A 26,470-nucleotide genomic window follows, 5' to 3' on the forward strand; every position below is an offset into this window, starting at 1 on the left:
AAGACGGTGGACACCACTAGGGCACCTATCTGCTCCGAGGTGACTGAGGCAAACCCTTAACCAAGACTGCGTTGAGCCGTCCATCAAGCCGCCAGCTTCTCTACATCTCTTGAAAAGTCGCTGCGGAGATGCACGGCTCCAGGTCAAAAGGGCGCTCGCTGGCTGCCCTGTCTTCTCTAGCGTCCCTCGCCGTTCAGGTCGCTGGACGGCACGTTAATGGTGGGGTGGCGCTTTTCAAAGCGGATGGTCAGGACACCGCTGCTCAGGCTAGCCACACCTGACTGGGGCAGCACGGCTTCCGGGAAGGTCAGGGTACGGCTAAAGGGGCCACTGGGCCGCTCGCCGCTCAGCAGGCGAGGGGTGGCCTCCCGGTGACCAGCCACCGTGACCTGGCCGCCGTCCTCCTGCACTTCCAGGGTGTCGGCGGCTACGCCAGGCACGTCCAGGCACAGCAGCAGATGGGTGTCGTCCTCGGTCCAGTCAGCGGCCGGGCTCCAGACGGCTGGGGCCGAGAGGGTTTCCACCTCTTCCCGCAGCGTCATCAGGTGGTGCAGGCGCGCCAGTACGGGTTCGTTCATGCCGCACAGGCTATCATCCTCGCCGTGCGCGCCCTGCCGATGTTGACTGCCCCCACCGCTGCGGGCAAAAGCGCCCTGGCGCTAGACCTGGCCGAGCAGGCCGGCGCCGAACTGGTCTGCGCTGACGCCTTCACTGTCTATCAGGGGCTGGATATTGGCACCGCCAAGCCGGGGGCTGCTGAACGCGCGCAGGTGCCCCATCATCTGCTGGACGTGGCCAGCGTGACCGGGCCGTTCGATGTGGCGCAGTTTGTCGCTCTAGCTGAAACCGCCATCGCCGACGTTCTGGCGCGGGGCCGCACGCCGCTGATTGTCGGCGGCACCGGCTTTTATCTGGCGGCCCTGCGGCGCGGCCTGCCGCTGACCCCACCCAGCGACCCCCAGGTGCGCGCCGAGATCGAGGCCGAGTTGCAAGAACGTGGCCTGGACGCCCTGCTCGCCGAGATAGAACGCCGCCACCCCCAGGAGGCCGCCCGCCTGGAACGCAACCCGCGCCGGGTGGTGCGCGCCGCCGAGCTGTACCGCCGTACCGGCCGCTACCCCGGCGAATTTGGGCATCAGGCGCCCGCCTACCGCTACGAGGTGGTGGCGTTTACCCGGCCTCCGGCTGATCTGGAAGCCCGTATGCACGCCCGCACCCTGGCCATGTTTGCGGCGGGCTGGGCCGACGAGGCGGCGTGGCTGGCCACCCAGGTCAGCCCCGACCAGACCCCGCGCCCGACCGCTTGGCAGGCCCTGGGTTACCGCGAAGCGCTGGCGGTGGCCCAGGGCACCCTGAACGTTCAGGCCGCTGCCGAGCAGGTGACTCTGGCCACCCGCCAGTACGCCAAGCGGCAGCTGACCTTTATGCGCACCCAGCTGGGCGCGGCGCTGTTAAGTGAGGGTGAAGCGCGCCGGCATTTGCGCGCAGCGCTGGCCCGCTAGCGTAAGCCCCCGTCAAGGCCGCCAGAGTGGACATTCAGGCACGCTGGGTGTGAAGACCGCGCCCAGCCGGTACAGTGACGGTGACCGCCTTTAAGTGGCGGGCGCCGTATTGACCGAAAGCCGATTTTCAGGGGGAGCGCATGAAAGCAAGGGTTCTCGGCATGATTCTCGCGGGTGGTCAGGGGTCCAGGCTGGCCCCACTGACCCAGAAACGCAGCAAACCGGCTGTGCCATTTGGCAGCAAGTACCGCATCATCGATTTCGCCATCAACAACTTCATCAATTCGGGCGTGTTTTCCATCTACGTTCTGACGCAGTACAAGGCTCAGAGCCTGACGGAGCACATCCAGCGTGGCTGGCGCTTCGGTACTTTCCTGAGTGACTACTTCATTACGCTCGTCCCGGCGCAGATGTACCGCATCGAGGAACTGGGACCGGTGTGGTACCGGGGCACCGCCGACGCCGTGTATCAGAACATGCACCTCATAGACAACTACGAAGCCGATTACATCGCCATTTTCAGCGGCGACCACATTTACAAGATGAATGTGGAACACATGCTGCAAAAGCACATTGACAGCCGCGCCGACGTGACGATTGCGGCCTATCCCATGCCCCAGGCGCAGGCGCACCAGTTCGGCGTGATGCATGTGGATGAGAGCTGGCGCGTGACCCAGTTTCTGGAAAAGCCCAAAGACCCCCCCGCCATTCCAGGCCAACCCGGCACCAGCCTGACCAGCATGGGCAATTACATCTTCTCGCGCCGCGCGCTTGAAGAACTGCTGGAAACCAACATGGGCGGCGGTGAGGACGGCTTTGACTTCGGCGGCGACGTGATTCCGCGCGCCCTGTCCGACGGCTACACGGTGATAGCCTACGACTTTCACCGCAACCCCATTCCGGGGCAGGCCAGTGCCAACACCTACTGGCGCGATGTGGGGACGCTGGACGCCTACTACGAAGCCAACATGGACCTCGTGAGCATCAACCCCGAGTTCGACTTCTACAACCCGCAGTGGCCGCTGCGCACCAGCAGCGAGTTCTCGCCGCCCGCCAAGTTTGTCCATGAAAGTGATGGCCGCAAGGGCCAGGCCTTCAACTCCATCATGGCTGGGGGCATCATCGTCAGTGGGGGCACGGTGCGTGACAGCGTCCTGGGCCGCAACGTGCGCACCCACTCGTACTCGCTGGTGGAAAGCTGCGTGCTGTTTGACGAGGTTGAGGTGGGCCGCCACGCCCACCTGCGCCGCGTCATCGTGGACAAGAATGTGGTGATTCCGCCTGGCACGAAAATTGGCCTGGACCCCGAGGAGGACCGGGCACGCGGCTTTACCGTCACCGAGAGTGGCGTGACCGTGGTGCCCAAGAGCTACACCTTCTGACCGCACCCTACGGGCTTCAACTGTGCCCCCTCATCGCTGAGTCGATGAGGGGGTCTTGCTCTGTCAGCGCTCTAGATCAGTTGGAGCTGTCTACATCGCTGCCCGAACGGCGGCCTGTTGTAGATTCCAGTTGAATCCGGAATCTGTTTCGCGTTCACCTCGACTAGCCGCAGCGGGAAAGAGCTCAATGTTCAGAGCTCCATCTGCCTCATGCTCGGTGCGACGGCAGAGGGGATGTCTGCCCACCTCTAACGACTTCAGGCGCCTATGCGGTCTGACTCAACGTTGCGCTGGATGCCTCCCTCAAATGGCTCGTTGAAGCCACGCTGCCTGTTGAATAGGTGTGTCAGATTTGCGACAGGTGATGTGGAGATAATTTAAGACACTTAAAAGATCCTTCACGCTTGCGCGAGGGACCTGGGGAGAGTGCATGGACGAGTCGGGCAAGTCTTTGAAAGCCGTTGCTTTTACCTCTCAGGATCTCATTCAGGACGGAGAGGGGAACTGGTATCACCTGCCCACCCTGCGCGCCCTCCACACCGCTGGTCGCCTGGCCTCCGGTAGTGCCGGCTACCTCCTCCTGATGCAGCACGCAGCGCTGAACCGCCCCCGCCTGATCGCCTGAACGGGCCATCTGGAACAGCTGGGGGCAGGACCAGGAAGGCTGTTCTGGGTAGTACACCTGGAGCGTTCGGTGGCCCGTTTGCCCTAAGTCAATGACTCGGTCCTGAACCGGAATAAGCACAGGCCACACGACAATTTGGCAGAAGAAGCTGGACGGCCTGATTGAGGAGGCTGTCCGCTTTATGTGTCAGGAAAGGTCTGACTGTGGTGTGCCATTTCACCCTGCGGAGAAGCGCTACCTGTCAATTCCATTTCAAGTGCTGTCTATGACAGCTACCAAGGCTTGAAGATTTCCCTCAAATGACCGCTTTGGCAGTGTGCTAATTGCTCTCGGATGTCGTCTGGGCCATGTCCTTTCTGACGGCGGAGGTCAACGGAGAATCCACACTCGGCCATGCACTACACTGCCGCGCGTGAGAAATTTTGTGGGTCTTTTGCGGTGGCCCCTGCACGCGCTCGCTGCCCCATATGGTCTGGTCGCGGTGAGCGGGTGACGCGCCGCTCCATCCGTTTGCTGCTGGGCTCGCTGCTGGTTTGCTCGGCCTTACCGGCCAACGCGGCTTCTCTGTCTCCCCGCACTCTGCTCAGTGTGCCTGGCGACACCCCACTGGAACTGCGCCCGCTGACCAGCGGCCTGGTGGCCTGCCTGGGGGACCGCCTGCTGCTGCTGGGCGCTGGCGGCGAGCTGCGGCGCAGCCTGCCCACGGGCGACCGCTGCGCTGGTCTGAGTGTGAGTCCGGACAGCCGTTATGCCCTGACCCGAACCGCCGAGCAGGTCAGTGTCTGGCGCCTGGCCGACGGAGTGCGCCTGGCGCGCTTGGAGACGCCTGGGGTGGTGGGGGCGGGCTTTAGTGGCGCGCAGGACCTCCTAATTGGGTCAGGGCGGGGGACCGAGCGGGTCTCGTTGACCACCCTTGCGCGCACGGCCCCGGTGGGCGATGGGGTAGACGCGCTGGTCACGGCCCCAGACGGCCTGCGCGCGGTGGTCACGCGCGGTCAGCGCGTTCAGCTGCTCGACAGCGCCACCCTGAGTATTCAAAGCGCGGTGGCCTGTGCCGTGTCCTGCACTCTGGGCCCTGTCGCCTTCGCCTCAGATGGCCGCACCGCTGCCGTGCAGGCGGGTGGCGAGGTGTACGCCCTGCGCGCGGGCTTCCCAGCGTCAGTGGTGGTGCGCCGGAGCGACGCGGCGGGCGCGGTGGTCAGTGCCTTGCCCCGACCTGACGGCAGCGTGTTGGCCCTGCGCGTGGGTCAGGCCGAGGTGCGCGACCTGCAAACCGGTCACCGAGAGCGGCTCCTGCCTGTGGCCGGGTTGCAGGCTGCCCCGGCGGCCCTGACTCCCAGCGGTCGTGTTTTGACCGTGCAGGGCAACGTGCTGCTGGACAGTGCCCCTGACCTGACCACGCCCCGGACTCTGCTGACCCTGCCCGGTGTCCTGACTGGCGGCGGCCTAGACCCCGCCACAAATGAAGCGCTGGCCCTGCTGCCCGGCGGCGCCCTGAAACTTGGGACGCAGGCCGCCGGGGACGTGATGGCTGTGCAGACCATGAACCGGTTCACCTGGCTGCTGAGCAGTGACAGGGCAGGCGGCGCAACCCTGAGCCAGTTCAGTGGTGGCCAGCGTCGCCCTGCCGCCGGCCTGAGCACCAGCACCCACCTGAGTGTGAATCACTGGGGCAACCACGCGGCCGTCTGGGACGACACGCGCCTGGTGGTGGTGGCGCAGAAAACCGGCCAGGTGGCGGTCACGCTGCCCGTGTCGGGCGCGGCGCGCGTCACCGTCTCGCCTGACGCTACCCGCGCCTATGTGTTTCCCCGCAGCGGTGACCCCGCTGTCATCTTGACCGCCAACGCCAAACGCTTTCCGCTGCCGGTCGTGGCCGGGGTGCGCTACGCCGACGTACAAATCAGTGGGAAAGGTCAGTTCGCGTACGTGCGCGCTGGGGGCGGCCTGGACCTGTACCGCCCTGGCCAGCGCTCGCCGTTTGCTGCTCTGCCCACCGTCAGCGATCAGGAGGGCGGCGTGCGGTACAGCCCCGACAGCGCCCACCTGGCCGCCGTGACCCGCGCCGACGGCGGCTGGCAGGTCACGCTGCTGGACCCCGAAACGGGCCGCGTGACGGCCACCAGCGGGCCGCTGGGCGACCGGCCCGCCTTTCTGGCCTGGAGTGCTCACAGCCGCAGCCTGACGGTGGGGGCTGGTCTGGGCACGGCACTGAACAATGTGACTGTGTTTGAGGTGACTCCTTAAAAGTTGGCAGATCCACGTGTTACTCAGTCGGAATGGTGATGCGGCGGCAGACCAGTACAGTCTCCAGGTGGGGGTAAACAGCGGCGCAGCGCGATCAGCAATCCCATATCAAACGGCCTTCTAGAGAGGTGGCGCTTCGCCAACGAGGCGGCGAAGCGCCGTATTTAGCTCCTCCCAGAGAGGCTGACCAAGCGCCGCGCGGTACTCAGCCTCAATCTCCTGCTTGATGGCCTGTGCGTCCAGCAGGTAGTGCCAACCTGCTGCTGTGAATTGGACCCGCGTGGCCCGGCCATCGTCGGGGTCGGGGTGCCGCTGGACGTAGCCGCCCTTTTCTAGCTCGGTGACCAGCTGCCCTGCCGCCTGTTTGGTCATTCCGGCACGCTCAGCTAGCGTGACAATTCGCGTGCCCCCGATGTCCAGATAGGGCAGGAGATTGGTATGGGCCAGACTCAGGGTGGTGTGCCCGCGCTCATGCAGTTTGTCTAATGCCAGGATGTTATAGGCCCGTGCGGCCCGGTGTAGCAGGCGGCCGACATGGTGCTGGCGGGCATGTTCGAGAGTAACGGAATCTGGTTTCTGGGACAAGATGGTCAGTCTCCTTGTCTAATTAGACAAGATGGTTTACTATATTTGAGTCTGTCTATAGAGGACAGGGAGGTTCTTATGATGGTGCTCCACGCTCAGCACATGCAAGCACTCGAAACCCCCAACGGCAACTGGGGCACGGCGCTGGCTACCCCCCGACTGGGAGCCACTGAGGTCACGGTCATTCACCAACGTCAACAGCCAGGCGGATTTAATCCCCTTCACCGGCAGTCGCGGGAAGAGGTCATGGTGATGCTCGTAGGTGAGGTGACCGTCAGTCAAGGAGATGAGCGCGTCCGGTTAGGCGCCCACGACACACTGATTATGCCCGCTGAGATCCTGCACCGCGTAGATAACACCGGCGACGTGGACGCCGAGTGGCTGATTATTTCTCCAGCTGGGATGCGTTTTTTCCGTGACACTGGTGAAGAGGCCAGCCCACCCTGGCTGAAGTAAGTGAGGCGACCTCCGCTCATGGCGGAGCAGGCTGTCACTTGCTGATGAAGCCAAAACTAACAGCCTCTATCAAATACGCCGGGCCAAATACGCCGGGCGCCATGTGGACACATGGCGCCCGGCCCGGTGGGCTCTTATACCACCGCCGGTTCCACGTATTCGCCGTACACCGTCTTGAGCACGTCCATCTGTTCACCCAGCGTGCAGTAGGCGTGGGCGCATTCCAAAAAGGCGGGCATGGAGTTGGCGCCCGTGACGGCCGTGTCGCGCAGGGCTGCCAGTGCCGCTTCTACCCGCATAGGGTCGCGCTCGCGGCGCACCTGGGCCAGGCGGGCTTCCTGCACACGCTCGACTTCCGGGTCAATGAGCTGGATGGGCACTTCGACCGCGTCCTGCACGAAGTCGTTTACGCCCACGATGATGCGTTCTCCGCGCTCGACTTCCAGCTGGTAGCGGTAGGCGGCCTCGGCCATTTCCATCTGGAAGAACCCGCTTTCAATCCCGGCCTCCACACCGCCCATCAGGCGAATCTGCTCGATGTAGCCCATGGCAGCGGCCTCAATGTCACCCGTCAGTTTCTCGACGTAGTAGCTGCCGGCCAGGGGGTCCACCACACCGGCCACGCCGGTTTCATAGGCAATGATCTGCTGGGTGCGCAGGGCAATGGTCGCGGCTTCCTCGGTGGGCAGCGCCAGCGCCTCGTCAAACGAGTCGGTGTGCAGGCTCTGGGTGCCGCCCAGCACAGCGGCCAGCGCCTGAATCGCCACGCGCGCGATGTTGTTCAGGGGCTGCTGGGCGGGCAGCGACACCCCGGCGGTCTGAGAGTGCGTGCGCAGCATCCATGACCGGGGGTTCTTGGCGCCGTAACGGTCACGCATCTGCCGCGCCCAGATCCGCCGGGCGGCGCGCAGCTTGGCAATCTCCTCGAAAAAGTCGTTGTGAATGTCCCAGAAAAAGCTGATGCGCGGCGCGAAGTCGTCAATGTCCAGCCCGCGTTCCATCGCCTTTTCCACGTAGTGAAAGCCGTCGGCCAGGGTAAAGGCCAGTTCCTGCACCCCGGTCGCCCCCGCCTCGCGGATATGGTAGCCGCTGACTGATACGAAGTTCCATTTGGGCACCACTTTCGGGCCCCATTCAAAGGTGTCAATGACCAGCTTGACGCTGGGGCTGGGCGGGTAAATGAATTCCTTCTGGGCGATAAATTCTTTCAGGATGTCGTTCTGGATGGTGCCGCCGACCCGCCCCAGGTCCTTGCCCTGCTTCTGCGCGTTGGCGATGTACATGGCCCAGATGGCGTTGGCCGGGCTGTTGATGGTCATGGAGGTGGTGACGGCGGTGGGGTCGATGCCCTGAAACAGGATCTCCATGTCGGCCAGGCTGGCCACCGCCACGCCGCATTTGCCGACCTCGCCCTTGGAAAAGGGGTGGTCCGAGTCGTAACCCATCAGGGTCGGCAGGTCAAAGGCGGTACTCAGGCCCGTCTGACCGGCCTTGAGCAGCGCGTGAAAGCGCTCGTTGGTCTGCTCGGCGCTGCCGAAGCCCGCGAACATGCGCATGGTCCAGAGCTTGCCCCGGTAGACGCTGGGCTGCACACCGCGCGTGTAGGGGAATTCGCCAGGATAGCCCAGGTCGCGCTCGGTATCCCAGTCTTTCAGGTCGTCGGCCGTGTAAATCGGCTCGGGGTCCATGTCCGACAGGTTCTTGAAGTTGTATTTGCGCTCGGGGAACTTCTGCGCGGCCGGGCTGTAGACGCTCTGCATCCACTCGTTCTTGCTTTTCATGTGGGGCCTCCGGGGGTGGGGAGCCAAACGCTCGTTAGAGGCACAGGGTAGCAGAGTGGCTCCAGGCAAAGGTGCGGGACAGGGCCAGATGTGACCACTACTATTATCCCAGTGACCCTTTCTGATCTGCCCACGGCCGCAGACCTGGCCCGTTTCAGCCTGGCTGCCCAGCATCCCCTGACCCTGAACTGGGCTGACACCTCCGAGCGTCTGAGCCGCCTGGCTGGAGGCCACGTCTTTGACCTGCAACTGGCCACCGACCTTGACCTTGCAGGGCAGCGGGCCGCTTTCCTGAACGCGGGTCCGGCCGCGCCCGAGTACCTGAATCACTGGGTCTATGTGCACAGCGACCTGCACGCCATGCTCAGCATCCGCTTTAAAGGGCTGGATGTGAGTAAACCTTTCATGGAAGTCAGCGTGACTTCCCGGCCTGTCGTGCCCGCCGACCTGGCTGCCCTGTGCGCGGCTGCTCAGGTCTACCACGCCTTTCGGCCCCCCAGGCTGCGGTTCTGGAGTGCGGCCCCACAGACGGTCTGGGCAGACCTGGCCCCAGACCGGCGTGTCCTGGCAGCTCCACTGCCCGACCTGCGCGGCGGCGCCGTGCCGGGCGGCCTGACCCTGCGGCCTACCGTGGATGCCGCCCAGTACGCCGAAGCTTGCGCGGCCTACGCCTCTGTGGACGCCGACCACCCTGGGCATCCAGAGCAGGCCAGAATTCTCAGTGAGGACGATCTCCACAAGACCATCGCCGCCGGCACGATGTTTGACGTGCTGTGGCAGGGGCAGTGGGCGGGGTACGTCGGGACTCAGGCTTACTCGCAGTTGGGACTGGACGCCCAGGTGATTCAGGAAGTGCTGCTGGCGCCACACGTCAGGGGCCGCCGTCTGGGCACGGCGCTCAGCACCCTGCTGGCCCGGCACCTGCCCGGCGAGCGGCAGGTCCTGAGCGGCACCATCCACGGCCACAACCGGGGCGCCCTCCAGGCCGCGCGGGGGGCGGGCCGCCACGATGTCGGTGGCTGGTGGTGGGTGCCGCTGGGCTGAATGGCGGCTCGACTGGGGCATTCAGTTCTGGTGCATGGCGCGTTTTTAGGCCTTCAAACTTCCGCCACTAACCTGACTGCCGATCTGACTGCTCCTGCTGCGCGGCCTCAAGGGCCTGTGACACCGCCTGCGCCCGCACCGTTCTGGCGGCGCGCACGGTAAACAGCATGACCACGCCGGCAAACAGCATCGTGAAATACAGGTAGGCGCTGGGCACCCCCACCTCGAAGGCCTCTGCCACCAGATTGGTTCCCACCAGCAGCAGGAAGGCAGCGGCCAGCAGTTTCAGCGGCGGGTGCGCGTCCAGATACCGGCTGATGGGCCCACTGGCCGCCACCATCACGACCATCGCCAGGACCACGGCGGTGACCATCACCGGCACGTTGCCGCTGATACCGATGGCCGTAATTACGCTGTCGAGGCTGAACACCACGTCAATCAGGGGAATTTGCAGGATGACACTCAGCAGCGAGACCTGGCCGGCGCTGGCCTCGCCGGTGCCCAGGGGGTCAGCCGCCATCCGCGACAACTCGCGCACACTCTTGACCATCAGGAAGAGTCCGCCGCCAATCAGAATCAGGTCGCGCACGCTGAGCCCCTGGCCCAGCACCGTCAGCAGCGGTTCTTGAAGGCGCGTCAGCCAGGCAATGCCGCTCAGCAGCGCCACGCGCGTCACGACGGCCAGGGTCAGCCCCACGGTGCGGGCCAGTGCCTGCTGTGAGGCGGGCAACCGGGACGCCAGCAGTGTGATAAACACAACGTTGTCAATGCCCAGCACCAGTTCCAGCAGGGTCAGGCTCAGCACGCCGACCCACGCTGAGGGACTGCTCAGCGCCTGCACAAAGTCCGCCATACCCTTCACCCTACGGTGAGCGGTCCCCGCGTGGCCCGGCTTAAAGGGTCGGTCAAGATATAAGGCGTCAGGCGAACGCTGACCTTGCTGTGTGGGCACACAACTGGGTCGCCTGACAGGGCTGCGGCGCGGCCATCTTCAGGTTGACAGGGCGCTGGGAGGGTCGGCTCCATTCTACAACCAGAAGAAGGCCGTACCAGGCTTGTCCTGTCTGCCTCGTTCACTCATCAGAAGGGCCCCAATGTGTCGGTGTCACGTTCGGCTCCCCGCCCTGCGCGGCCTGAAGCTTTTTGCAGACGCTTCAATCGGGGGCCCTGACAGACTGTCCAGAGCCCCTGATTTCTGCTAAACTTTCTGTTTGGGTGTCCCGCCCACGCGATGTGAGGCGGGCTTTTTCATGCCAATGAGAGCAGAAGGCCGCCCGCGCCGCCGGGGCCAACCGCTCCGCACCTAAGGAGCTGCAACTATGGAATACCGTAACATCGCCATTATCGCCCACGTTGACCACGGCAAGACCACCCTGGTGGACGGCCTGCTCAAGCAGACCCTAAAGCTGGGCCACGGTGAAGAAATTGCCGAACGCGCCATGGACAGCAACGACCTGGAAAAGGAACGCGGCATCACCATCCTGGCGAAAAACACCGCCGTGGAATACAAGGGCGTCAAGATCAATATCGTTGATACCCCTGGCCACGCCGACTTCGGCGGGGAAGTGGAGCGCGTGCTGGGCATGGTGGACGGCGCCCTGGTGCTGGTGGACGCCGCCGAAGGCCCCATGCCCCAGACCCGCTTTGTGCTCAGGAAGGCTATCGAGCTGGGCCTCAAGATTGTGGTCGTCATCAACAAGATCGACCGCCAGGACGCCCGCATCGAGGACGTGGTCAACCTGACCTTCGACCTGATGGCCGAACTGGGGGCGAGCGACGAGCAGCTCGACTTCCCGATTCTCTACGCCGTGGCCCGCGACGGCAAGGCGTACAAGGACCTGGACAACCCGCAGGAGGACATGCACGAGCTGTTCGAGATGGTGCTGGAGCAGATTCCCGCGCCGCCCGTGGATGTGGACGCCCCCTTCCAGATGGTCGTGACCAACCTCGACTACTCCGAGTACCTGGGGCGCATCGTGCTGGGGCGCATCCAGCGCGGCACCGTCAAGAAGGGCGAGTTCGTGCAGCTGATCCACAAAGACGGCACCATGACCAAGTCGCGCATTGTGCAGCCCTTCACGCACCTGGGCCTGCGACGCATCGAGGCGGACACCGTCAGCGCGGGCGACATTGTGGCGCTGGCGGGCATCGAGGACGCGCAGATCGGGGAAACCGTGGCCGACCTGGCCGACCCGGAAGCCCTGCCCATCATCACGGTGGACGAGCCGACCGTGTCGATGACCTTTCAACCCAACACCAGCCCGTTCGCGGGCAAAGAGGGCAAGTACGTCACCTCCCGCCACCTCAACGACCGCCTGAAGCGCGAAGTGATGACCAACGTGTCCCTCAAGGTCGAGGAACTGCGCCCCGACGAGTTCAAGGTCAGCGGCCGCGGCGAGCTGCATCTCTCCATCCTGCTCGAAACCATGCGCCGTGAGGGCTATGAAGTTCAGGTCGGCTCGCCGCAGGTGATCATCCGCGAGATCGACGGCGAGAAGCACGAGCCGGTCGAGCACCTCGTCATCGACGTGCCGGAGGGGCACGCCAGCACCGTGATCGGCGTCCTGAGCGCGCGCAAGGGCCAGATGGTCAATATGGAGCCGCAGGGCAAGCGCACCCGCGTGGAGTTCAAGATTCCTTCCCGGGCGCTGTTCGGCTTCCGTACCCAGTTCCTGTCCATGACCCAGGGCGAGGGCATCATGAGCCACATCTTCGACGGCTACGCGCCCTGGGCCGGGGAACTCAAGACCCGCCAGAACGGCTCGCTGGTCAGCATGGAAGACGGCACGGCCTTCGCCTACTCCATCTGGAAATTGCAGGACCGGGGCGGCTTCTTCATCGACGCCGGAGCCGACGTGTACGTGGGCATGATCGTGGGTGAGAACGCCCGCGAGCAGGACATGAACGTCAACGTCTGCAAGAACAAGAAGCTGACCAACGTGCGCTCCAGCGGTGCGGACGACGCGCTGACCCTGATTCCGCCCAAGCGTCTGAGCCTGGAAGACGCCCTGGAGTACATCAGCGAGGACGAACTGGTGGAGCTGACCCCCCAGAGCATCCGCCTGCGCAAGAAAGTGCTGAACCCCAGCATGCGCAAGTAAAGAAAGAAGTCCACAGAGGGCCGCAGTGAAGTTGCTGTGGCCCTTTCGCATGGCTGGAGAGGTCCGGCTTTCGGGCCTGCCGCCGGCCAACACGGTGCCCTTCAAGCGAAGCGGCTCGGCGCGGGGGCAACTGACCAGCGAGGTGTGAGCAGGGCGGCCGCGTGGTGGGCCTGACAGCCGACAGGCCGTATTAGGCTCTGGGCCATGTTCACTGCGCCTCTTGTTCGCCCCGCTTTCCTTCGGGACGTGCCGGCCATCACGGCCATCTACAACCATGCCGTTGTGCACACGACCGCCTCCTATGACCTGGAGCCCGTCACCGAAGCCTCGCGCCTGGCGTGGTTCGAGGCCAGGCAGGCGGACGGCTGGCCGGTCTGGGTGGCTGAGCAGGGCGGGCAGGTGGTGGGCTGGGCCACCTTCGGCCCCTTCCGCGCCAAGCCGGGCTACCGCTTCACCGCCGAGCACTCGGTCTATGTGGCCCCAGACGCGCAGGGCCAGGGCGCTGGGCGCCTGCTCATGACCTATCTGATTGCGGAGGCCCGCCAGCGTGGCCTGCACAGCCTGGTTGGCGGTGTGGACGCCGAGAACACCGGCAGCTTGGCCTTTCATGCCCGGCTGGGCTTCGTGCCGGTCGCCCACTTCCGACAGGTGGGCCGCAAGTTTGACCGCTGGCTGGACCTGACCTTTGTGCAGCTTCTGCTGGAGCCGTAGGCGGCTTTGCGGCGCGGCGGGTGTACCCTGTACCCATGCTGGCGGCCCTAGAGAGCGTGCGGAGCTTGGTGGAACCTTTGGGTGGAATGGTCCATGTTGCGGCTGGCTTTGCCGTGGCGTTCTTTGCCTCCTCGGTGTTTTCGCCGGCAGGCAAACACGCCGCCGTGGTGGGGCGGGCCGCCGCCGTCGTAGTGGTGCTGACCCTGCTGGGCGCGACCTGGCTGGTGCACCCGGCGGCGGGGATGCTGCTGGGGTACTTCGGGTCAAGGGCCTTCACGCGCAAGCAGAGCACGCCGGGGGGCCTGCTGGCAGCGCTGCTGGCTGGTCTGGCCTTTATCGCCCTGGGGGCGACCTGGCTGCTGTATCCGCTGTTTTTCATGGCGCTGGCCTGGCTGCTGTCGGGCGGCTGGCAGCGGGTGGCCCGGAGCCCCGCACCCGCCACCCCTGACCCGGTCGTCCCGGCGCCACTGCCCGCTCAGGCCAGTGGCACGCCCATGCCGGCCGCCGAAAGCCCCCTGGTCGCCCTGCTGCGCGATGAGCGCCTGCCCCCCGAGGCCCGGGCGCAGCTGGCGGCCCTGAACCTGCGGACCCAGGAGGCCCTATCGCTGCTGCAGACGCAGGGCGTGGACGGCAGTGAGGCGGGTTACCTGACCCGCGCCATCCGCGACGAGTACGCCCCTGGCGCCGTGAACGCCTACTTGAAATTGCCGCGCTCGCTGGCCGATTCTGCCCCTCTTCAGGACGGCAAAACAGGCCGCGCCCTGCTGGCCGAACAGCTAGAACTACTCCTGGAAGGTGTTCAGGACGTGATTAACAGCACGCTGCGCAGCGGCAGTCAGGATCTCCTGAGCCACGGGCGTTTCCTGCGGGACCGCTTTGAAAAGGTGAGCGCCGACCTGCGCGTGCCGGTTGAAGTCAAGGCGAAGTAGAGGGGCCGCTCTCTTTCATTACGCTCTGCACAGAACGCGCTATGCTGAGGGGCGATGTCTGCCGTGCTGCCCGCCCCTGAATCCGCCCTGAGTGTCCTGAAAACCGTCTGGGGCTATGACGCCTTTCGGGGCGTGCAGGCCGACATTGTTCAGACGGTAATGGCCGGGGGCAACGCCCTGGTGCTGATGCCCACTGGCGGCGGCAAGAGCCTGTGTTATCAGGTGCCCAGCCTGCTGCGCCCTGGCGTGGGCGTCGTGGTCTCGCCCCTCATTGCCCTGATGAAAGACCAAGTGGACACCCTGCGCGCCCTAGGCGTGCGGGCCGCGTTCCTGAATTCCACCCTCTCGCCTGAGGGTGCCCGAGAGGTGGAGGCGGCGCTGCTCTCAGGCGACCTCGACCTGCTGTATGTGGCCCCGGAGCGCTTGCTCCTGCCCCGGACCCTGGACCTTCTGGAGCGCGCCCCCGTGGCCCTGTTCGCGGTGGACGAAGCGCACTGCGTTTCTCAGTGGGGGCACGATTTCCGCCCTGAATACCAGGGCCTGAGCATGCTCCCCGAGCGCTTTGGGCACATCCCGCGCCTGGCCCTGACCGCCACCGCCGATGACCGCACCCGCGCCGACATCCTGCGCGTCCTGGGCCTGCAAGGGGCGCCGCAGTTCATCTCCAGCTTTGACCGGCCCAACATTCAGTACCGCGTGGCGAACAAGGAAGGGCCTAAGACCCAGCTGCTGGACTTTATCCGCTCGGAGCACGCCGGAGACGCGGGCATTGTGTACTGCCTGTCGCGCAAGTCGGTGGAGGAGACGGCGCAGTGGCTCTGCGCGCAGGGGGTTGACGCAGTGGCCTACCACGCGGGCCTCTCGCCACGTGAACGCAACCAGGCCCAGGAGCGTTTTCTGAATGAGGAGGGGCTGGTCGTGGTCGCCACCGTGGCGTTTGGGATGGGCATTGACAAGCCCAATGTGCGCTTTGTGGCCCACCTGGACCTGCCCAAGAGCATGGAAGGCTATTACCAGGAAACGGGCCGCGCTGGCCGTGACGGCCTGCCGGGGACCGCCTGGATGGTGTACGGCCTGGCCGACGTGGTGAATGTCCGCCGCATGCTGGCGGGCAGCGACGCCCCTGAAGAGGTCAAGCGCGCCGAGGCGGGCAAGCTGGACGCCCTGCTGACCTACTGCGAGACCGCCGCCTGCCGACGCGAGGTGCTGCTCGCCTACTTTGGCGAGAGCTTTCACGGCCCCTGCGGCAACTGCGACACCTGCCTGAACCCGCCCCAGGTGCGCGACATGACCCGCGAGGCGCAGATGGCTCTGTCGGCCGCTATTCGCACCGGCAACCGCTACGGCGCGGCCCACCTGACGGACGTGCTCCTGGGCCGCGCCACCGAGAAAGTCGTGGGGATGGGCCACCACACCCTGCCCACTTTTGGGGTCGGCGCCGCGCACGACGAGAAGGTGTGGCGTGGGGTGCTGCGCCAGCTGGTCAGCCTGGGCTACCTGGCGGCGGGTGAATACCACGGGCTGTCGGCCACCGGCAAGGCCCGCACGCTTCTGAAAGGCGAGACGGCCCTGGTGCTGCGGGAAGACACGCTGCAACCCAAAACGAATAAGCGCGAGCGCACCCGTGACCGGGGCGGCAGCCGCGCTCCTGTGGCCCCCAGCGACCAACCGCTGTTTGAAGCCCTGCGCGGCTGGCGCCTGGCCCGCGCCCGCAGCCTGGGCGTGCCGCCCTACGTCATCTTTACCGACGCCACCCTCAAGGCCATCACCGAACTAAAGCCCACCAGCCACGCAACCCTGGGCACCGTCAGTGGGGTGGGGCAGCGCAAGCTGGCCGATTACGGTGACGAGGTGGTGCAGCTGGTCCGCGACTCGCTGGGCGGCCTGACGCCTGCTCCGGTCAGCGCCCCTGAACGCGGCGCGCGTGAGAACAGTGCGCTGCTGGGCATTCTCAAAGGCCGCCCGGCGCCCGAGCCAGTGCTGCTGCCCCCCACTGCCCCCGCCGACCCGGCGCACACCGAGCAAGTGGCCGAGGCCCTGCGCGAGTTACGCAAGGCCCTGAGCAAGGAAACAGGCCACAGCGCCTTTGTCATCTTTCCAAACGCGACGCTGGAAGCCCTGGCGGCCCGTCAGCCCCACACCCTGGCCGAGATGCAAGACCTCCCCGGCTTTGGCCCCAAGCGCCTTGAGGCCTATGGAGAGCGGGTGCTGGAAACGGTGCGGAGCGTGCTGGACGAAGGCTAGAACCTGGTCTGCCCCAGCGACGAGCGCTGACCAGGCTTGCTCGGGGTGGCCTGGTCTGACTCTCCTTGATAGCCGTGGCTGTCTCTGGAATCTGCTAGCCCTCATTGAACTGGGGAAACCGGGCGGCTTCACAGCTCACCACACTCCAGCCGGCCCAAGTTACATGCTGGGCACTCCATGCTTCATCGGTCGCCCGTAGGAAGAGCAAAGGCGACCCCTCACCGACAGTCAGCCGCGAGATGAAAGGCCAATCATACGGATTCCGCTTTATTGCAGCACAGCCGGACAGGCACCGTCGGTGCTTCCATATCGCGAAATCCGCATCTGTTCCTTCTCACTCCGCTCGGATTCCACCCGGCATTCTGCTCGATTCAATCGGAGGCCGTATCAGTCCCTATCCTCCTGCCGCGCCTGATGACCATCAATCTCGCGCTGAAGGAAGAAATTGAGCAGTGTTCGCAGCGCCGCGATGGCGGCCAGCTTGCCAATGTCGTCCCAGGAGGGCGCGATGGCCGTGCGCAGAATATCGGCCGCCAGCGTGAATTCCAGGGCGACCGCCAGCCAGCGGCCCAGCTCTAATCTCAGGCTTTCTTTCTGCACGTCTGGTTGCGTGCTGGGCCGCACAAACGCCGTGGCTGCTCGTCCCAGGGCCACCAGCACCGCCGCCGCAATGACCAGCGCGGCGGCCACCTCGACCCCAGTGGCCACCCACTCGGTTACCACCTTGACCTTCTCCAGCAGGGTCACAGGGTCAGCGCCAGCTCCACAGCCTCGCGCAGACCCCCGTCGTCCACATGGCCGACAAAGTGCCGCGCTGCCTGCCGGGCCGGGGCGTCGGCGTTGCCCATGGCCACCGGATGCCCCACCTCGCGCATGGCAGTCACGTCGTTCTCGCCGTCCCCCACCATCATCACGCGGTCCAGCGGCACCCCGTAGGCCCGCGCCACCTGGGCCACCGCGCTGCCCTTGCCCACCCCTGCCCGCGTGACCGAGATAAACATGGCGTCCGGCATTACCGGGCTGCCGGCTGGGTGCAGGCTCAGCCCCTCGTAGGGCGCAGCGGTCACGGCGGCTTCTTGCTCACGCGCCACCACCCACTGCACCCGCACCACGTCGCCGCTCAGGTCGCTGAGCGCTTTGGGGTGATACGGCACCCCCAGCAGCCGCGCGTGGCGTTCGGCGTAGTCGCCGGGTTTGGTGATTGCAAAGTCCAGGTCGGTGTAGACCTCCAGCAGCCGGTCTTCCTGCTGCGCCCGCGCCAGCAGGCCCGGCAGGCTTTCTGATGGAAACGGCTCGGAGAGGCTGTGGCCGCTGCTCACGTTGACGATGCTGGCCCCGTTCTGAAAAATATGCCAGCCGTCCCCGTCTATCCGCTCGGCGTAGGCGCGGGCGTTGCCAAAAGCCGGGCGCCCGCTGCACAGGGCCAGCCGCACCCCCTGCGCGCGGGCTGTCTGGAGCGCCGCCCACACGTCTTCCCGGATGATGTTCCCCGTGCCCACCAGGGTGCCGTCCACGTCAATGCAAATCAGGCCAAGCATGGGGCGCAGTCTAGAGTGCTACCGCCCCACCACCGGGCGGGGTGCCCAGGTGCCTTCGCGCTCCACCGTGGCCTGACCGCCCACATGCACCGCTGTGACCCGCTCACCCTGCAGTTCCAGTTCCACTTCGACCTCGCCGGGGGTGCCCAGCGCGTGCCCCTGATACACCACGCCGCAGGCCCGTTCGCCGCGCACCGGCAGGCGGCCCTGGCTGGCCAGCAGCGCCATCAGAGCGCCGGCCGCGCTGCCAGTCACCGGGTCTTCCGGAATGCCCACGGCTGGGGCAAAGTCCCGCGCCGCAAAACGGTTGACGCCCATCGGTGCGTAGGCGTACAGGCTGACCACGCCCAGCGCCTCGGTCAGGGCCTGAATCCGCGGCAGGTCCGGCTCTAGGCCGTCCAGAATCACGCTGTCGAGCAGCGGGAGAAAGACACTCCAGAGACCCGTGCTGGCCGCCGCCATCGGCAGTCCCCGGTGAACCATGCGCGCGTCAATGCCCAGGGCTTCGGCCAGTTCAGTGCGGATGCTGCGGGGCAGCGGGCGGTAACTGGGCGCCGGTTGCTGCATCCACACCCGCTGCGGCACCCCTACCACGCTGTCCAGCCGCAGCGGCACCCGCCCGGCCAGCGTGTCCAGGTACAGCACAGAGGTGCCGTCCCACTCGCCGGCCTGCGCCAGGGTCAGGCCCAGGGCCACGGTGGCATGGCCGCAGAAATCTACTTCTTGCGTCGGCGTAAAGTAGCGCACCCGCAGAATCTGCCCTTCGCGCCGCATGACATACACCGTCTCTGGCGCGCCGATCTGGGCCGCCAGGGCCTGCATGTCTGTGCGGCTCAGTTCGCCGGCGCGCAGCACCACGCCCGCCCGGTTGCCGTGCCCTGGCGTCTCGGTGAAGGCACTCACCTCGCTATAGGCAATCATGTCTCTACTGTATCCCAGCACCTTAAGACTCACTTGAATGGATCTGAAGCGCATCTCCATCAATCTGCTTCTTGGCCAAGACTTGAGCAGAGTCGTAAAAATCTTTGCGTTTGCCCTGCCACACTCCGGCCAGTTCATTCCCTTCCCGGGTGAGCCCATTCAAGGAGGCTGTTATGGCACGTTTGATTCCTGTTTCCGAGTTGGTGCGCGACCGTTCCTACGACCTGGGCGATACCTATGACATTGTGGGCCGCAACGCCTACGCGGTGGACGAGAAAGTGGGCACCGTGCGCGAGGCCCTGACCGACGACGGTGGCCAGATTCGTTACCTGATTGTGGACGTGGGCGGCTGGTTCTCGGCCAAAGAAGTCATGGTGCCCGTCGGCATGGCGCGTATCGAAGACGACGGCGTCTACCTGGATAATCTGACGAAAGATCAGGTCAAGGGGCTGTCCGGCTATGTCGCTGGTCAGGACTACGACTACGACGCCCAGGTGGGCGACGAGCGCATTCTGCGTGGTGTAGACCACGCTGAGCATCAGACCAACGCCGGCGAATTCATCTACCGCGATGAAGATACCCTGTTCCAGACGCCCCAGCGCCTGCAACTCCTTGAAGAACGCCTTCGAGTTAACAAGGACCGTTACGTCGCGGGTCAGGTGCAGATTGGGAAGCACGTCGAGACCCGCACCGAGAACGTCACGGTGGGTCTGGAGCGCGAAGAGATCGTCATCGAGCGTCATGTGGTGACGGATGCCCGGCCTGTGGACGGCAACGTGACCCTGGGCGCCGGCACCGAGACCATCCGGGTGGACCTGGAAGCCGAGCGTGCCGACGTGAGCAAGCAGGCCTACGTCACTGAAGAGGTCGAGATTGGCAAGCGCACCGTGACCGAGCAGCAGACCGTCAGCGAGACGGTGGGCCGCGAAGTGCTGGACGTAGACCAGTCCGGTCAGGTGGCGGTGCAGGGCGCCGAGGGCACCACGCTGCGCGATGACCGCAACCTGGGCGAGCGCACGGTGGACGCCGTGAAAGACGCCGTGGACCCCCTTGACGGCAAGATTGACCGCCGCTAAGAGGAGTGTGGGAAGGGCCACTGTGCTCTTCCCCCGTTTCCTATGAAGGAAGAACGGAAGGTCAGCCGCGCCCTGGAAGGGGTGCTGCAACTGCGTGAAGAACGTGCCGAGGTCCGCAAGATTAGGGAGGCGACGGGGCAAGTGATGCTGCGCCGTGAACGCCGGGTCCGCGAGGAAACGGTGCGCGTGGAGCTTGTCTCCGAGGTTCTGGTGATTACCGCCGTAGAGGGTGCCCCCACCGTGCAAATCGGCACCCGCACCCTGGCTCCGGGCGAAAGTTATGAGGTGCTGCTCTCCGATGAACGCGCCGTAGTAGATAAGGTGGTAGCCCAGACGCAAGAAGTCCGGGTGTTCAAAGACACCTTCGTGCGCGAGGAGACGGTGCCCCTTCAACTGGCGTATGAAGAACTGGTAGTGGAGGAAAAGACCTTTCTTCCAGATGCCAGCACCTGAAGAGCCACAAAACGAAGCCCCAGCGGAAAAGTTCGCTGGGGCTTCGTCTTTGCCGCTTAAGGGCGCATGCGGGTGAGCATCCGCGGAAAGGGAATGGCCTCGCGGATGTGGTCAATGCCGGTGATCCAGGCAATCACCCGTTCCAGGCCCATACCAAAGCCGGCGTGGGGCATGGAGCCCGTGCGGCGTAGGTCCAGATACCACTCGAAGGCTTCGAGCGGCAGGCCTTCGTGCTTGATTCGGGACTTGAGCAGCTCATAGTCGTGAATGCGCTCGGAGCCGCCAATAATCTCGCCGTAGCCTTCGGGGGCAATCATGTCGTCGCACAGGGCCACGCGGGGGTCTTCGGGGTCAGGCTGCATGTAAAAGGCCTTAATGGCCGCCGGGTAGCGTTCAATGATCACGGGGCGGTCAAAGTGGTGACCCAGAATCGTTTCGTGCGGGGCGCCCAGGTCGTCTCCCCAGTCCACCGGCTGCACGTCGGCCTGCACGTTGTCGGGCAGGTCACCACTCTCGATGTGCTGCCGAATAATCTCCAGCGCCTCGGTGTAGGTCACGCGCGGGTAAATGCCCTCAGCAGCCCCGGCCAGCTTGCCCACGTCGCGGCCCAGCAGCGCCAGCTCCTCAGGGCACTGTTCCAGGACGCGGCGCACCAGAAAACTGACAAAGCGCTCTTGCAAAGCCATGTTCTCGGTGTGATTGCTGGGGACCACCTCCGGCTCGATCATCCAGAATTCCAGCAGGTGGCGCCGCGTTTTGCTCTTTTCCGCGCGGAAGGTGGGGCCAAAGGTATACACCTTGCCAAAGGCAAAGGCGCCGGCCTCGGCGTGCAGCTGGCCCGTCTGGCTCAGGTACGCCTTGTCCTCGCCGAACAGGTCAATCTCGAACAGCTCGGTGGTGCCTTCAGCGGCATTGGGCGTGAAAAAGGGCGCGTCAAAGCGGATAAACCCTTCCCCGTGAAAGAAATCCACGATGGACCGCTGCACGCAGTCGCGCACGCGCATAATCGCCCAGGGGCGGCGGTGACGCAGCCAGATGTGGCGGTGGTCCATCAGAAACTCGATGCCGTGTTCCTTGGGCGTGATGGGATACTCGGCGTGGTTCTCGCTGATGGGGGAGAGGCCACGCACGCTTAGCTCCACGCCGCCCGGCGCGCGCTCATCAGCCCGCACCTCGCCGGTCACAGTCACAGCCTGTTCCTGGGTCAGCCGCTTGGCCGCTTCGAAAACGTCCTCGGTCACGTCGCCTTTAAAGACGGTGGCCTGCACAAAGCCGCTGCCGTCGCGCAGCTTCAGAAACTGAATCTTGCCCTTGCCGCTTTTGTCAGTCAGCCAGGCGTGGAGGGAAACGGTTTGCCCCACATGCTGCTTGAGGTCATGGATGGTCGAAAACAGGCTCATGTCGGCGCTCAGTATAGGCAGAGCTGCAGAGAAGGCGCCTGCCGAGGCTGGTGGTGGGACTCTCACTCTCGTCAAGGGCTAGGAGGAGTCTTCTGTATTCTCGCTATTCGCGCCAAGTGAGAATGATGCGGATGAGGCCAAAAATTCACGATTGAGGCCAAAAATTCACGATCTGGAATAATTGTGAAACTATTCACTTAATACGGTCAATGTTTTTCCATGAATTCTGAGGGGCTCGGTGCTTTGAGTAAATGCACCGAGCCCCTCACCACCTGCTGTTACTTCAAGGCGTCGCTCATGCCCAGAACATCCGGGACTTTGAGGCTGGCGCCGCCCACCAGCGCGCCATTTACATTCGGCTTGGCGCAAATGCTGGCGATGTTGTCCGGCTTAACGCTGCCTCCGTACAGCACCCGGAGTTCATCTGCGTCGCTGCCGTAGCGCGTCAGCAGGGCTTCGCGGATGGCGGCGGCCAGTTCCTCGGCGTCCTCGGCGGTGGCCGTCTTGCCGGTGCCAATCGCCCACACGGGTTCGTAGGCAATCACCACTTCTGGGCCCACGCCAGCCAGGCTGCCGTTCAGCTGCGCCAGGGTATAGGCTACCTGTTTGCCCTGCTCGCGTACAGCCAGGCCCTCGCCCACGCAGACAATCGGAATCAGGCCGTTGGCCTGGGCCTGTTTGGCCTTGGCCGCCACCACCGCGTCTGTTTCGCCGTGGTACTCGCGGCGCTCGCTGTGGCCTACGATGACGTAGGTGGCGCCCAGGTCCTTGAGCATGGCGGCGCTGACCTCACCGGTGTATGCCCCGCTCTCGTGGGCCGACACGTCCTGTCCACCAAAGGCCACCCCCGCAGGCAGGTTGGCGGCCAGGGCGCTTAAGGCCACCGCCGGGGCCAGGACGGCCAGTTCGGCCGCGCCGCCCTCCAGCTTCTCGCCCAGTTCCTGCGCCCAGGCGCGGGCCTCGGTGGGGGTCTTGTTCATTTTCCAGTTCAGTGCGAGCAGGTTGTGCATCTTCAGTCCTCCCTGGGCAGGCGCGAAAGAATGGTGTCAATCTCGCCCTGCCAGATGGTGGTCGCCATAAAAGGCCGGAAGCCCATCTCGGTGTTGATTTTGAGCATGGCGCTGTTGCTATCGGCGTTCTGCGTGCGAATTTCCCTGGCCTGTGGGCTGAGGCGCCGCAGGTGGGCAACGTTCGCGGCCTTGAGCCAGCGGCCCAGGCCGTGGCCCCGGTGGGCGGCCAGCACCCCTGTATTGCCCTGGCTCACGATGCCCGGTTGCGACGCCCGCCACGACAGGTCGTTCAGGCCGGCCAGCGTGCCGTCGGGGGCACGTACCACTGCGGTCAAGCTGACCCGCCCACCGGCGCGGCTCAGGCCTTCCAGTTCGCGGACCTCCTGCGCCGACACGGTGGTGTCTTCGGCCTTCAGGTCACCCCGTGGGGCGCTGTTCATCACGCTGAGGAGCGCCGCGTAGGCGGCCAGGTCCGCTTCGGGCACCTCACCTTCCCAGACTTCCAGGGTGTAGCCGTCCGCTGGGCGGGTGGTCCAGCGCTCCAGCAGGCCGCCCGGCAGATCAGAGAGCAGCAGCTGGTTTTCGTGATTGGCCAGGCCCGGTGTAAACCCACAGTGCGCCGCGAAGGCCTCGCCCGCCGGCACGCGGTCGGTGGTGCGGGCCAGCAGCAGGGACCGGCCGCGCGCCTGCATGGCCTGCGCCGCGTGGCGCAGCAGCGACCCGCCCACTCCGCGCCCGCGCCAATCCGGGGCCACCATCAGTTCCAGGTCGGCCAGATGCTGGTTGTCCTCTGTGTTCATCAGCTGTGTGCGCGCGTGGGCGTGAATGCCGCTGCTGTCCTCCACCGTCCAGAGGTCCAGTTCCAGGAGGGGTGGCAGGTGCTGCATCTGGCCCCAGACATGCTCAGGGTTGACGGGTGGGTCGTCGGGGTGCGTTTCCTGGCGCAGGCGGTTCAGGTGCGCGACCAGTTGGTGGGCAAAGGCCTCTGTGAATTGACGCTGGGACCGGTGGATCAGCTGCGTGGCCTGTGCCGTCATGGTGCCGCTCCTGTGCGTGATGGGCCGTGGCAGACCCGGCCTGTATTGTTCTGTGCCAAGGGGGGACAGGTTGCCTAACCCATCGCCTCGACGCCGGGCAGCACCTTGCCTTCCAGCAGTTCCAGGCTGGCGCCGCCGCCCGTGGAAATGTGGTCAATCTGGTCAGCCCGGCCGCTCTTGTTAATGGCGCTGACCGAATCGCCGCCGCCCACCACCGTGTAGGCCTGGTCTTTGAGGCTGCCCACAGCCGCCGCCACTGCATTCGTGCCCGCAGCAAAGGCCTCGAACTCGAAGACGCCCATCGGGCCGTTCCAGAACACCATTTTCGCGCCTTTCAGGGCCTCGGCATAGGCGGCCTGCGTCTGCGGCCCGATATCCAGGCCCATCCAGCCGTCTGGAATGGCCCCGGCGGGCACCACCTGCGTCTGGGCGTCAGCAGCAAAGCGGTCGGCGGCCACCGCGTCGGTGGGCAGCATCAACTTGTCGCCGTAGGTATCCAGCAGGTTGCGGGCGTACTCCACCTGATCCTCTTCCACGAGGCTGGCCCCAATCTGCCCGCCGCGCGCTTTGAGGAACGTGAACATCATGCCGCCGCCAATCAGCATGCGGTCCACCTTGGGCAGCAGGGTTTCAATCACCTTGATTTTGTCGCTGACCTTGGCCCCGCCGATGATGACCACGTAGGGGCGCTCCTGGCCCGACAGCACCCGGCCCAGCGCGTCCACCTCGGTTTGCAGCAGGTGCCCCGCCGCGTGGGGCAGCAGGCCCGCGACCCCACTGACGCTGCTGTGGGCGCGGTGCGCGCTGCCAAAGGCGTCCAGCACAAAGGCGTCGCCCAGCCGGGCCAGACGTTCATTCAGCCCCGCGTCGTTCTGTTCCTCGCCGGCACTGAAGCGCACGTTGTCCAGCAGCGCCACGGCGCCCTCAGGCAGCGCCTGCACGGCGGCCAGCGTCTCGCTGCTGTCAGCGGTGCCGGAAATGAACGTGACGTCGCGGCCCAGCGCCTCTTGCAAGACGGGCGCCACCGGCTTCAGGGAATACTTGTCTTCCGGGCCGTTCTTGGGCCGGCCAAAGTGGCTGAGCAGAATGACATTGCGCGCGCCCGCGTCCAGCAGCGCGCGCAGGGTGGGCAGGCTGGCCGTCACGCGCGTCGTGTCCTGCACGGCGCCGTCTTTGACTGGCACATTGTAATCCACGCGCACCAGCACGCGCTTGCCACGAACATCTAGGGTTTTCAGGTTTTGCACGGTTACTCCGGAAAAAGTGAGAGACAAAAACTGATGGTTGATGGTGACAGGACCAGGGTCCCCACCATCAACCATCAGCCGTCAGCCATCAGCCTTTTTGCTGAACGAGTTCCACTAGGTCGGCGATGCGGTTGCTGTAGCCCCACTCGTTGTCGTACCAGCTGAAGAACTTCACCAGGCTGCCCATCGCCATCGTCAGGCCGCCGTCAATGATGGCGCTGTGGGGGTCGCCCACAATGTCGGCCAGCACGATGGGGTCTTCGGTGTAGGAGATGATGCCCTTGTGGCTGCCCTCGGCGGCCTTCTTGAACACGTCGTTGACTTCCTGAACAGTCACGTCGCGCTTCAGAATGACCACCACGTCGCTGATCGAGCCGGTGGGGGTGGGCACGCGCAGGCTGGTGCCGTCAAACTTGCCCTTCAGCGCGGGGTACACCTGCGACACGGCCTTGGCGGCGCCCGTGGAGGTGGGGATGATGTTCACGGCGGCGGCGCGCGCGCGGCGCAGGTCGCTGTGCGGCAGGTCCAGCACGCGCTGGTCGTTCGTGTAGCTGTGCACCGTGGTCATGATGGCCTTTTCGATGCCAAAGGCCTCGTCCAGCAGCTTCATGGGGGCGCCCAGGCTGTTGGTGGTGCAGCTGGCGTTGGAGATGATGTTGTGCTTGCTGGCGTCGTAGTCGCCCTCGTTCACGCCCAGCACCAGGCTGATGTCCTCGTTCTTGGCGGGCGCCGTGATGATGACCTTCTTGGCGCCGCCCTCAATGTGCTTGCTGGCGCCCTCGCGGCTGGTAAAGATGCCGGTGGACTCAATGACGATGTCCACGCCCAGCTCGCCCCACTTGATGTTGGCCGGGTCACGCTCGGCCAGCGCGTGAATCTTCTTGCCGTTCACGGTCAGGCTCTCTTCGTCGTACTCGACGGTGCCGTCAAACTTGCCGGCGGTGCTGTCGTACTTCAGGAGGGTGGCGAGCGTTTTGTTGTCGGTCAGGTCGTTGATGGCCACCACTTCGACGCCGCGCGCTTCCAGGACACGAAACACCAGACGGCCAATGCGGCCGAAACCGTTAATCCCTACTTTCATGCTGTGCCTCCAGTCGTGAGGGCCACCCCCCCCAGTGGGGGAGAGCAGAGACCTCGCATGTCGCAGTGTACCCCCTGATGCCGAAAGGCAATTTCGTGTC

General features: G+C 65.0%; 25 protein-coding genes. 13 read left to right on the forward strand and 12 right to left on the reverse strand.

Annotated elements, in window-relative coordinates; genetic code table 11:
- Positions 1-176 precede the first annotated feature (176 nt).
- Positions 177-578: an Hsp20/alpha crystallin family protein gene (locus tag K7W42_RS09480; protein WP_224574231.1), complete on the reverse strand. Its 402-nt coding sequence runs from the start codon at positions 576-578 to the stop codon at positions 177-179.
- A 24-nt stretch (positions 579-602) separates the two neighbouring features.
- Here K7W42_RS09480 and miaA point away from each other — a divergent pair, with 24 nt between their 5' ends.
- The 4 genes from miaA to K7W42_RS09500 all read left to right on the forward strand — a co-directional run bounded on the left by miaA (position 603) and on the right by K7W42_RS09500 (position 5,756).
- The gene (gene miaA, locus K7W42_RS09485) at positions 603-1,502 is read left to right on the forward strand and encodes a tRNA (adenosine(37)-N6)-dimethylallyltransferase MiaA (RefSeq protein ID WP_224574233.1); all 900 of its coding nucleotides are present in this window, start codon (positions 603-605) and stop codon (positions 1,500-1,502) included.
- 140 nt (positions 1,503-1,642) lie between these two features.
- Positions 1,643-2,884, forward strand: a complete 1,242-nt coding sequence (gene glgC, locus K7W42_RS09490) for a glucose-1-phosphate adenylyltransferase (RefSeq protein ID WP_224574235.1) — start codon at positions 1,643-1,645, stop codon at positions 2,882-2,884.
- Between the two features lie 430 nt (positions 2,885-3,314).
- Positions 3,315-3,509 (forward strand): hypothetical protein, encoded by a 195-nt coding sequence (locus tag K7W42_RS09495; RefSeq protein WP_224574237.1) that lies wholly within the window; start codon positions 3,315-3,317, stop codon positions 3,507-3,509.
- A 489-nt stretch (positions 3,510-3,998) separates the two neighbouring features.
- Positions 3,999-5,756 (forward strand): WD40 repeat domain-containing protein, encoded by a 1,758-nt coding sequence (locus K7W42_RS09500; protein ID WP_224574238.1) that lies wholly within the window; start codon positions 3,999-4,001, stop codon positions 5,754-5,756.
- 120 nt (positions 5,757-5,876) lie between these two features.
- On the opposite strand, the gene K7W42_RS09505 is transcribed toward K7W42_RS09500, so the two are convergent.
- Positions 5,877-6,341 (reverse strand): MarR family winged helix-turn-helix transcriptional regulator, encoded by a 465-nt coding sequence (locus tag K7W42_RS09505; protein ID WP_224574240.1) that lies wholly within the window; start codon positions 6,339-6,341, stop codon positions 5,877-5,879.
- Positions 6,342-6,443: 102 nt separating this feature from the next.
- Here K7W42_RS09505 and K7W42_RS09510 point away from each other — a divergent pair, with 102 nt between their 5' ends.
- Positions 6,444-6,797 (forward strand): cupin domain-containing protein, encoded by a 354-nt coding sequence (locus tag K7W42_RS09510; RefSeq protein ID WP_198170829.1) that lies wholly within the window; start codon positions 6,444-6,446, stop codon positions 6,795-6,797.
- A gap of 134 nt (positions 6,798-6,931) precedes the next feature.
- Here K7W42_RS09510 and K7W42_RS09515 read toward each other — a convergent pair whose 3' ends face one another.
- Positions 6,932-8,578, reverse strand: coding sequence for a methylmalonyl-CoA mutase family protein (locus tag K7W42_RS09515; RefSeq protein WP_224574242.1), 1,647 nt, complete (start codon positions 8,576-8,578; stop codon positions 6,932-6,934).
- 111 nt (positions 8,579-8,689) lie between these two features.
- On the opposite strand from K7W42_RS09515, the gene K7W42_RS09520 reads away from it, so the two are divergent.
- Entirely contained in the window at positions 8,690-9,622 is a 933-nt protein-coding gene (locus tag K7W42_RS09520) for a hypothetical protein (RefSeq protein ID WP_224574244.1), read from the forward strand.
- Positions 9,623-9,689: 67 nt separating this feature from the next.
- On the opposite strand, the gene K7W42_RS09525 is transcribed toward K7W42_RS09520, so the two are convergent.
- Positions 9,690-10,475, reverse strand: coding sequence for a TerC family protein (locus tag K7W42_RS09525; protein ID WP_224574246.1), 786 nt, complete (start codon positions 10,473-10,475; stop codon positions 9,690-9,692).
- Positions 10,476-10,941: 466 nt separating this feature from the next.
- Here K7W42_RS09525 and typA point away from each other — a divergent pair, with 466 nt between their 5' ends.
- From typA to recQ, 5 genes are read left to right on the forward strand one after another with little or no spacing between them, the layout of a single operon-like run.
- Positions 10,942-12,723, forward strand: a complete 1,782-nt coding sequence (typA, locus tag K7W42_RS09530; protein WP_157461056.1) for a translational GTPase TypA — start codon at positions 10,942-10,944, stop codon at positions 12,721-12,723.
- A 25-nt stretch (positions 12,724-12,748) separates the two neighbouring features.
- Positions 12,749-12,871, forward strand: a complete 123-nt coding sequence (locus tag K7W42_RS22945) for a hypothetical protein (protein ID WP_255639165.1) — start codon at positions 12,749-12,751, stop codon at positions 12,869-12,871.
- Positions 12,872-12,927: 56 nt separating this feature from the next.
- Positions 12,928-13,434, forward strand: a complete 507-nt coding sequence (locus K7W42_RS09535; RefSeq protein WP_224574248.1) for a GNAT family N-acetyltransferase — start codon at positions 12,928-12,930, stop codon at positions 13,432-13,434.
- A 35-nt stretch (positions 13,435-13,469) separates the two neighbouring features.
- Positions 13,470-14,363 carry a hypothetical protein gene (locus K7W42_RS09540; RefSeq protein WP_224574251.1) on the forward strand — a complete coding sequence of 298 codons (894 nt, stop codon included), beginning with the start codon at positions 13,470-13,472 and terminating at the stop codon, positions 14,361-14,363.
- 54 nt (positions 14,364-14,417) lie between these two features.
- Positions 14,418-16,607, forward strand: a complete 2,190-nt coding sequence (gene recQ, locus K7W42_RS09545) for a DNA helicase RecQ (RefSeq protein WP_224574253.1) — start codon at positions 14,418-14,420, stop codon at positions 16,605-16,607.
- Between the two features lie 387 nt (positions 16,608-16,994).
- Here recQ and K7W42_RS09550 read toward each other — a convergent pair whose 3' ends face one another.
- The 3 genes from K7W42_RS09550 to K7W42_RS09560 are packed head-to-tail and all read right to left on the reverse strand — an operon-like array spanning position 16,995 to position 19,066.
- A complete protein-coding gene (locus tag K7W42_RS09550; protein WP_157461104.1) occupies positions 16,995-17,348 on the reverse strand; it encodes a DUF1622 domain-containing protein in 354 nt (117 codons plus the stop codon).
- Between the two features lie 2 nt (positions 17,349-17,350).
- Positions 17,351-18,145, reverse strand: a complete 795-nt coding sequence (locus K7W42_RS09555; protein WP_224574258.1) for a Cof-type HAD-IIB family hydrolase — start codon at positions 18,143-18,145, stop codon at positions 17,351-17,353.
- Positions 18,146-18,163: 18 nt separating this feature from the next.
- Positions 18,164-19,066, reverse strand: a complete 903-nt coding sequence (locus tag K7W42_RS09560) for a PhzF family phenazine biosynthesis isomerase (RefSeq protein ID WP_224574260.1) — start codon at positions 19,064-19,066, stop codon at positions 18,164-18,166.
- A gap of 173 nt (positions 19,067-19,239) precedes the next feature.
- On the opposite strand from K7W42_RS09560, the gene K7W42_RS09565 reads away from it, so the two are divergent.
- Both K7W42_RS09565 and K7W42_RS09570 read left to right on the forward strand, forming a co-directional pair.
- On the forward strand, positions 19,240-20,142 hold the full coding sequence (locus K7W42_RS09565) for a PRC and DUF2382 domain-containing protein (RefSeq protein ID WP_224574263.1): 903 nt from the start codon (positions 19,240-19,242) through the stop codon (positions 20,140-20,142).
- 42 nt (positions 20,143-20,184) lie between these two features.
- Positions 20,185-20,595: a DUF2382 domain-containing protein gene (locus tag K7W42_RS09570; RefSeq protein WP_224574265.1), complete on the forward strand. Its 411-nt coding sequence runs from the start codon at positions 20,185-20,187 to the stop codon at positions 20,593-20,595.
- Between the two features lie 56 nt (positions 20,596-20,651).
- Here K7W42_RS09570 and asnS read toward each other — a convergent pair whose 3' ends face one another.
- The 5 genes from asnS to gap all read right to left on the reverse strand — a co-directional run bounded on the left by asnS (position 20,652) and on the right by gap (position 26,370).
- A complete protein-coding gene (asnS, locus tag K7W42_RS09575) occupies positions 20,652-21,995 on the reverse strand; it encodes an asparagine--tRNA ligase (protein ID WP_224574267.1) in 1,344 nt (447 codons plus the stop codon).
- Positions 21,996-22,273: 278 nt separating this feature from the next.
- Positions 22,274-23,005 carry a triose-phosphate isomerase gene (gene tpiA, locus K7W42_RS09580; RefSeq protein WP_224574269.1) on the reverse strand — a complete coding sequence of 244 codons (732 nt, stop codon included), beginning with the start codon at positions 23,003-23,005 and terminating at the stop codon, positions 22,274-22,276.
- 2 nt (positions 23,006-23,007) lie between these two features.
- Complete coding sequence (locus K7W42_RS09585) at positions 23,008-24,042, reverse strand: GNAT family N-acetyltransferase (RefSeq protein WP_224574271.1); 1,035 nt, start codon at positions 24,040-24,042, stop codon at positions 23,008-23,010.
- 74 nt (positions 24,043-24,116) lie between these two features.
- The gene (locus K7W42_RS09590) at positions 24,117-25,289 is read right to left on the reverse strand and encodes a phosphoglycerate kinase (protein WP_224574272.1); all 1,173 of its coding nucleotides are present in this window, start codon (positions 25,287-25,289) and stop codon (positions 24,117-24,119) included.
- A gap of 88 nt (positions 25,290-25,377) precedes the next feature.
- Positions 25,378-26,370: a type I glyceraldehyde-3-phosphate dehydrogenase gene (gap, locus tag K7W42_RS09595; RefSeq protein WP_157461077.1), complete on the reverse strand. Its 993-nt coding sequence runs from the start codon at positions 26,368-26,370 to the stop codon at positions 25,378-25,380.
- Positions 26,371-26,470 lie beyond the last annotated feature (100 nt).

It is taken from the genome of Deinococcus betulae (assembly GCF_020166395.1).
GTDB lineage: Bacteria > Deinococcota > Deinococci > Deinococcales > Deinococcaceae > Deinococcus > Deinococcus betulae.

What these genes read in the sequence shown, in the direction of transcription:
- K7W42_RS09560 (WP_224574260.1), bottom strand. Translation starts at nt 19,066, where the DNA reads ATGATTGCCTATAGCGAGGTGAGTGCCTTCACCGAGACGCCAGGGCAC.
- K7W42_RS09540 (WP_224574251.1), top strand. Translation starts at nt 13,470, where the DNA reads ATGCTGGCGGCCCTAGAGAGCGTGCGGAGCTTGGTGGAACCTTTGGGT.
- K7W42_RS09535 (WP_224574248.1), top strand. Translation starts at nt 12,928, where the DNA reads ATGTTCACTGCGCCTCTTGTTCGCCCCGCTTTCCTTCGGGACGTGCCG.
- K7W42_RS09510 (WP_198170829.1), top strand. Translation starts at nt 6,444, where the DNA reads ATGCAAGCACTCGAAACCCCCAACGGCAACTGGGGCACGGCGCTGGCT.
- glgC (WP_224574235.1), top strand. Translation starts at nt 1,643, where the DNA reads ATGAAAGCAAGGGTTCTCGGCATGATTCTCGCGGGTGGTCAGGGGTCC.
- gap (WP_157461077.1), bottom strand. Translation starts at nt 26,370, where the DNA reads ATGAAAGTAGGGATTAACGGTTTCGGCCGCATTGGCCGTCTGGTGTTT.
- K7W42_RS09525 (WP_224574246.1), bottom strand. Translation starts at nt 10,475, where the DNA reads ATGGCGGACTTTGTGCAGGCGCTGAGCAGTCCCTCAGCGTGGGTCGGC.
- K7W42_RS09570 (WP_224574265.1), top strand. Translation starts at nt 20,185, where the DNA reads ATGAAGGAAGAACGGAAGGTCAGCCGCGCCCTGGAAGGGGTGCTGCAA.
- K7W42_RS09555 (WP_224574258.1), bottom strand. Translation starts at nt 18,145, where the DNA reads ATGCTTGGCCTGATTTGCATTGACGTGGACGGCACCCTGGTGGGCACG.
- K7W42_RS09480 (WP_224574231.1), bottom strand. Translation starts at nt 578, where the DNA reads ATGAACGAACCCGTACTGGCGCGCCTGCACCACCTGATGACGCTGCGG.
- asnS (WP_224574267.1), bottom strand. Translation starts at nt 21,995, where the DNA reads ATGAGCCTGTTTTCGACCATCCATGACCTCAAGCAGCATGTGGGGCAA.
- tpiA (WP_224574269.1), bottom strand. Translation starts at nt 23,005, where the DNA reads ATGCACAACCTGCTCGCACTGAACTGGAAAATGAACAAGACCCCCACC.
- recQ (WP_224574253.1), top strand. Translation starts at nt 14,418, where the DNA reads ATGTCTGCCGTGCTGCCCGCCCCTGAATCCGCCCTGAGTGTCCTGAAA.
- K7W42_RS09565 (WP_224574263.1), top strand. Translation starts at nt 19,240, where the DNA reads ATGGCACGTTTGATTCCTGTTTCCGAGTTGGTGCGCGACCGTTCCTAC.
- K7W42_RS09515 (WP_224574242.1), bottom strand. Translation starts at nt 8,578, where the DNA reads ATGAAAAGCAAGAACGAGTGGATGCAGAGCGTCTACAGCCCGGCCGCG.
- typA (WP_157461056.1), top strand. Translation starts at nt 10,942, where the DNA reads ATGGAATACCGTAACATCGCCATTATCGCCCACGTTGACCACGGCAAG.
- K7W42_RS09495 (WP_224574237.1), top strand. Translation starts at nt 3,315, where the DNA reads ATGGACGAGTCGGGCAAGTCTTTGAAAGCCGTTGCTTTTACCTCTCAG.
- K7W42_RS09585 (WP_224574271.1), bottom strand. Translation starts at nt 24,042, where the DNA reads ATGACGGCACAGGCCACGCAGCTGATCCACCGGTCCCAGCGTCAATTC.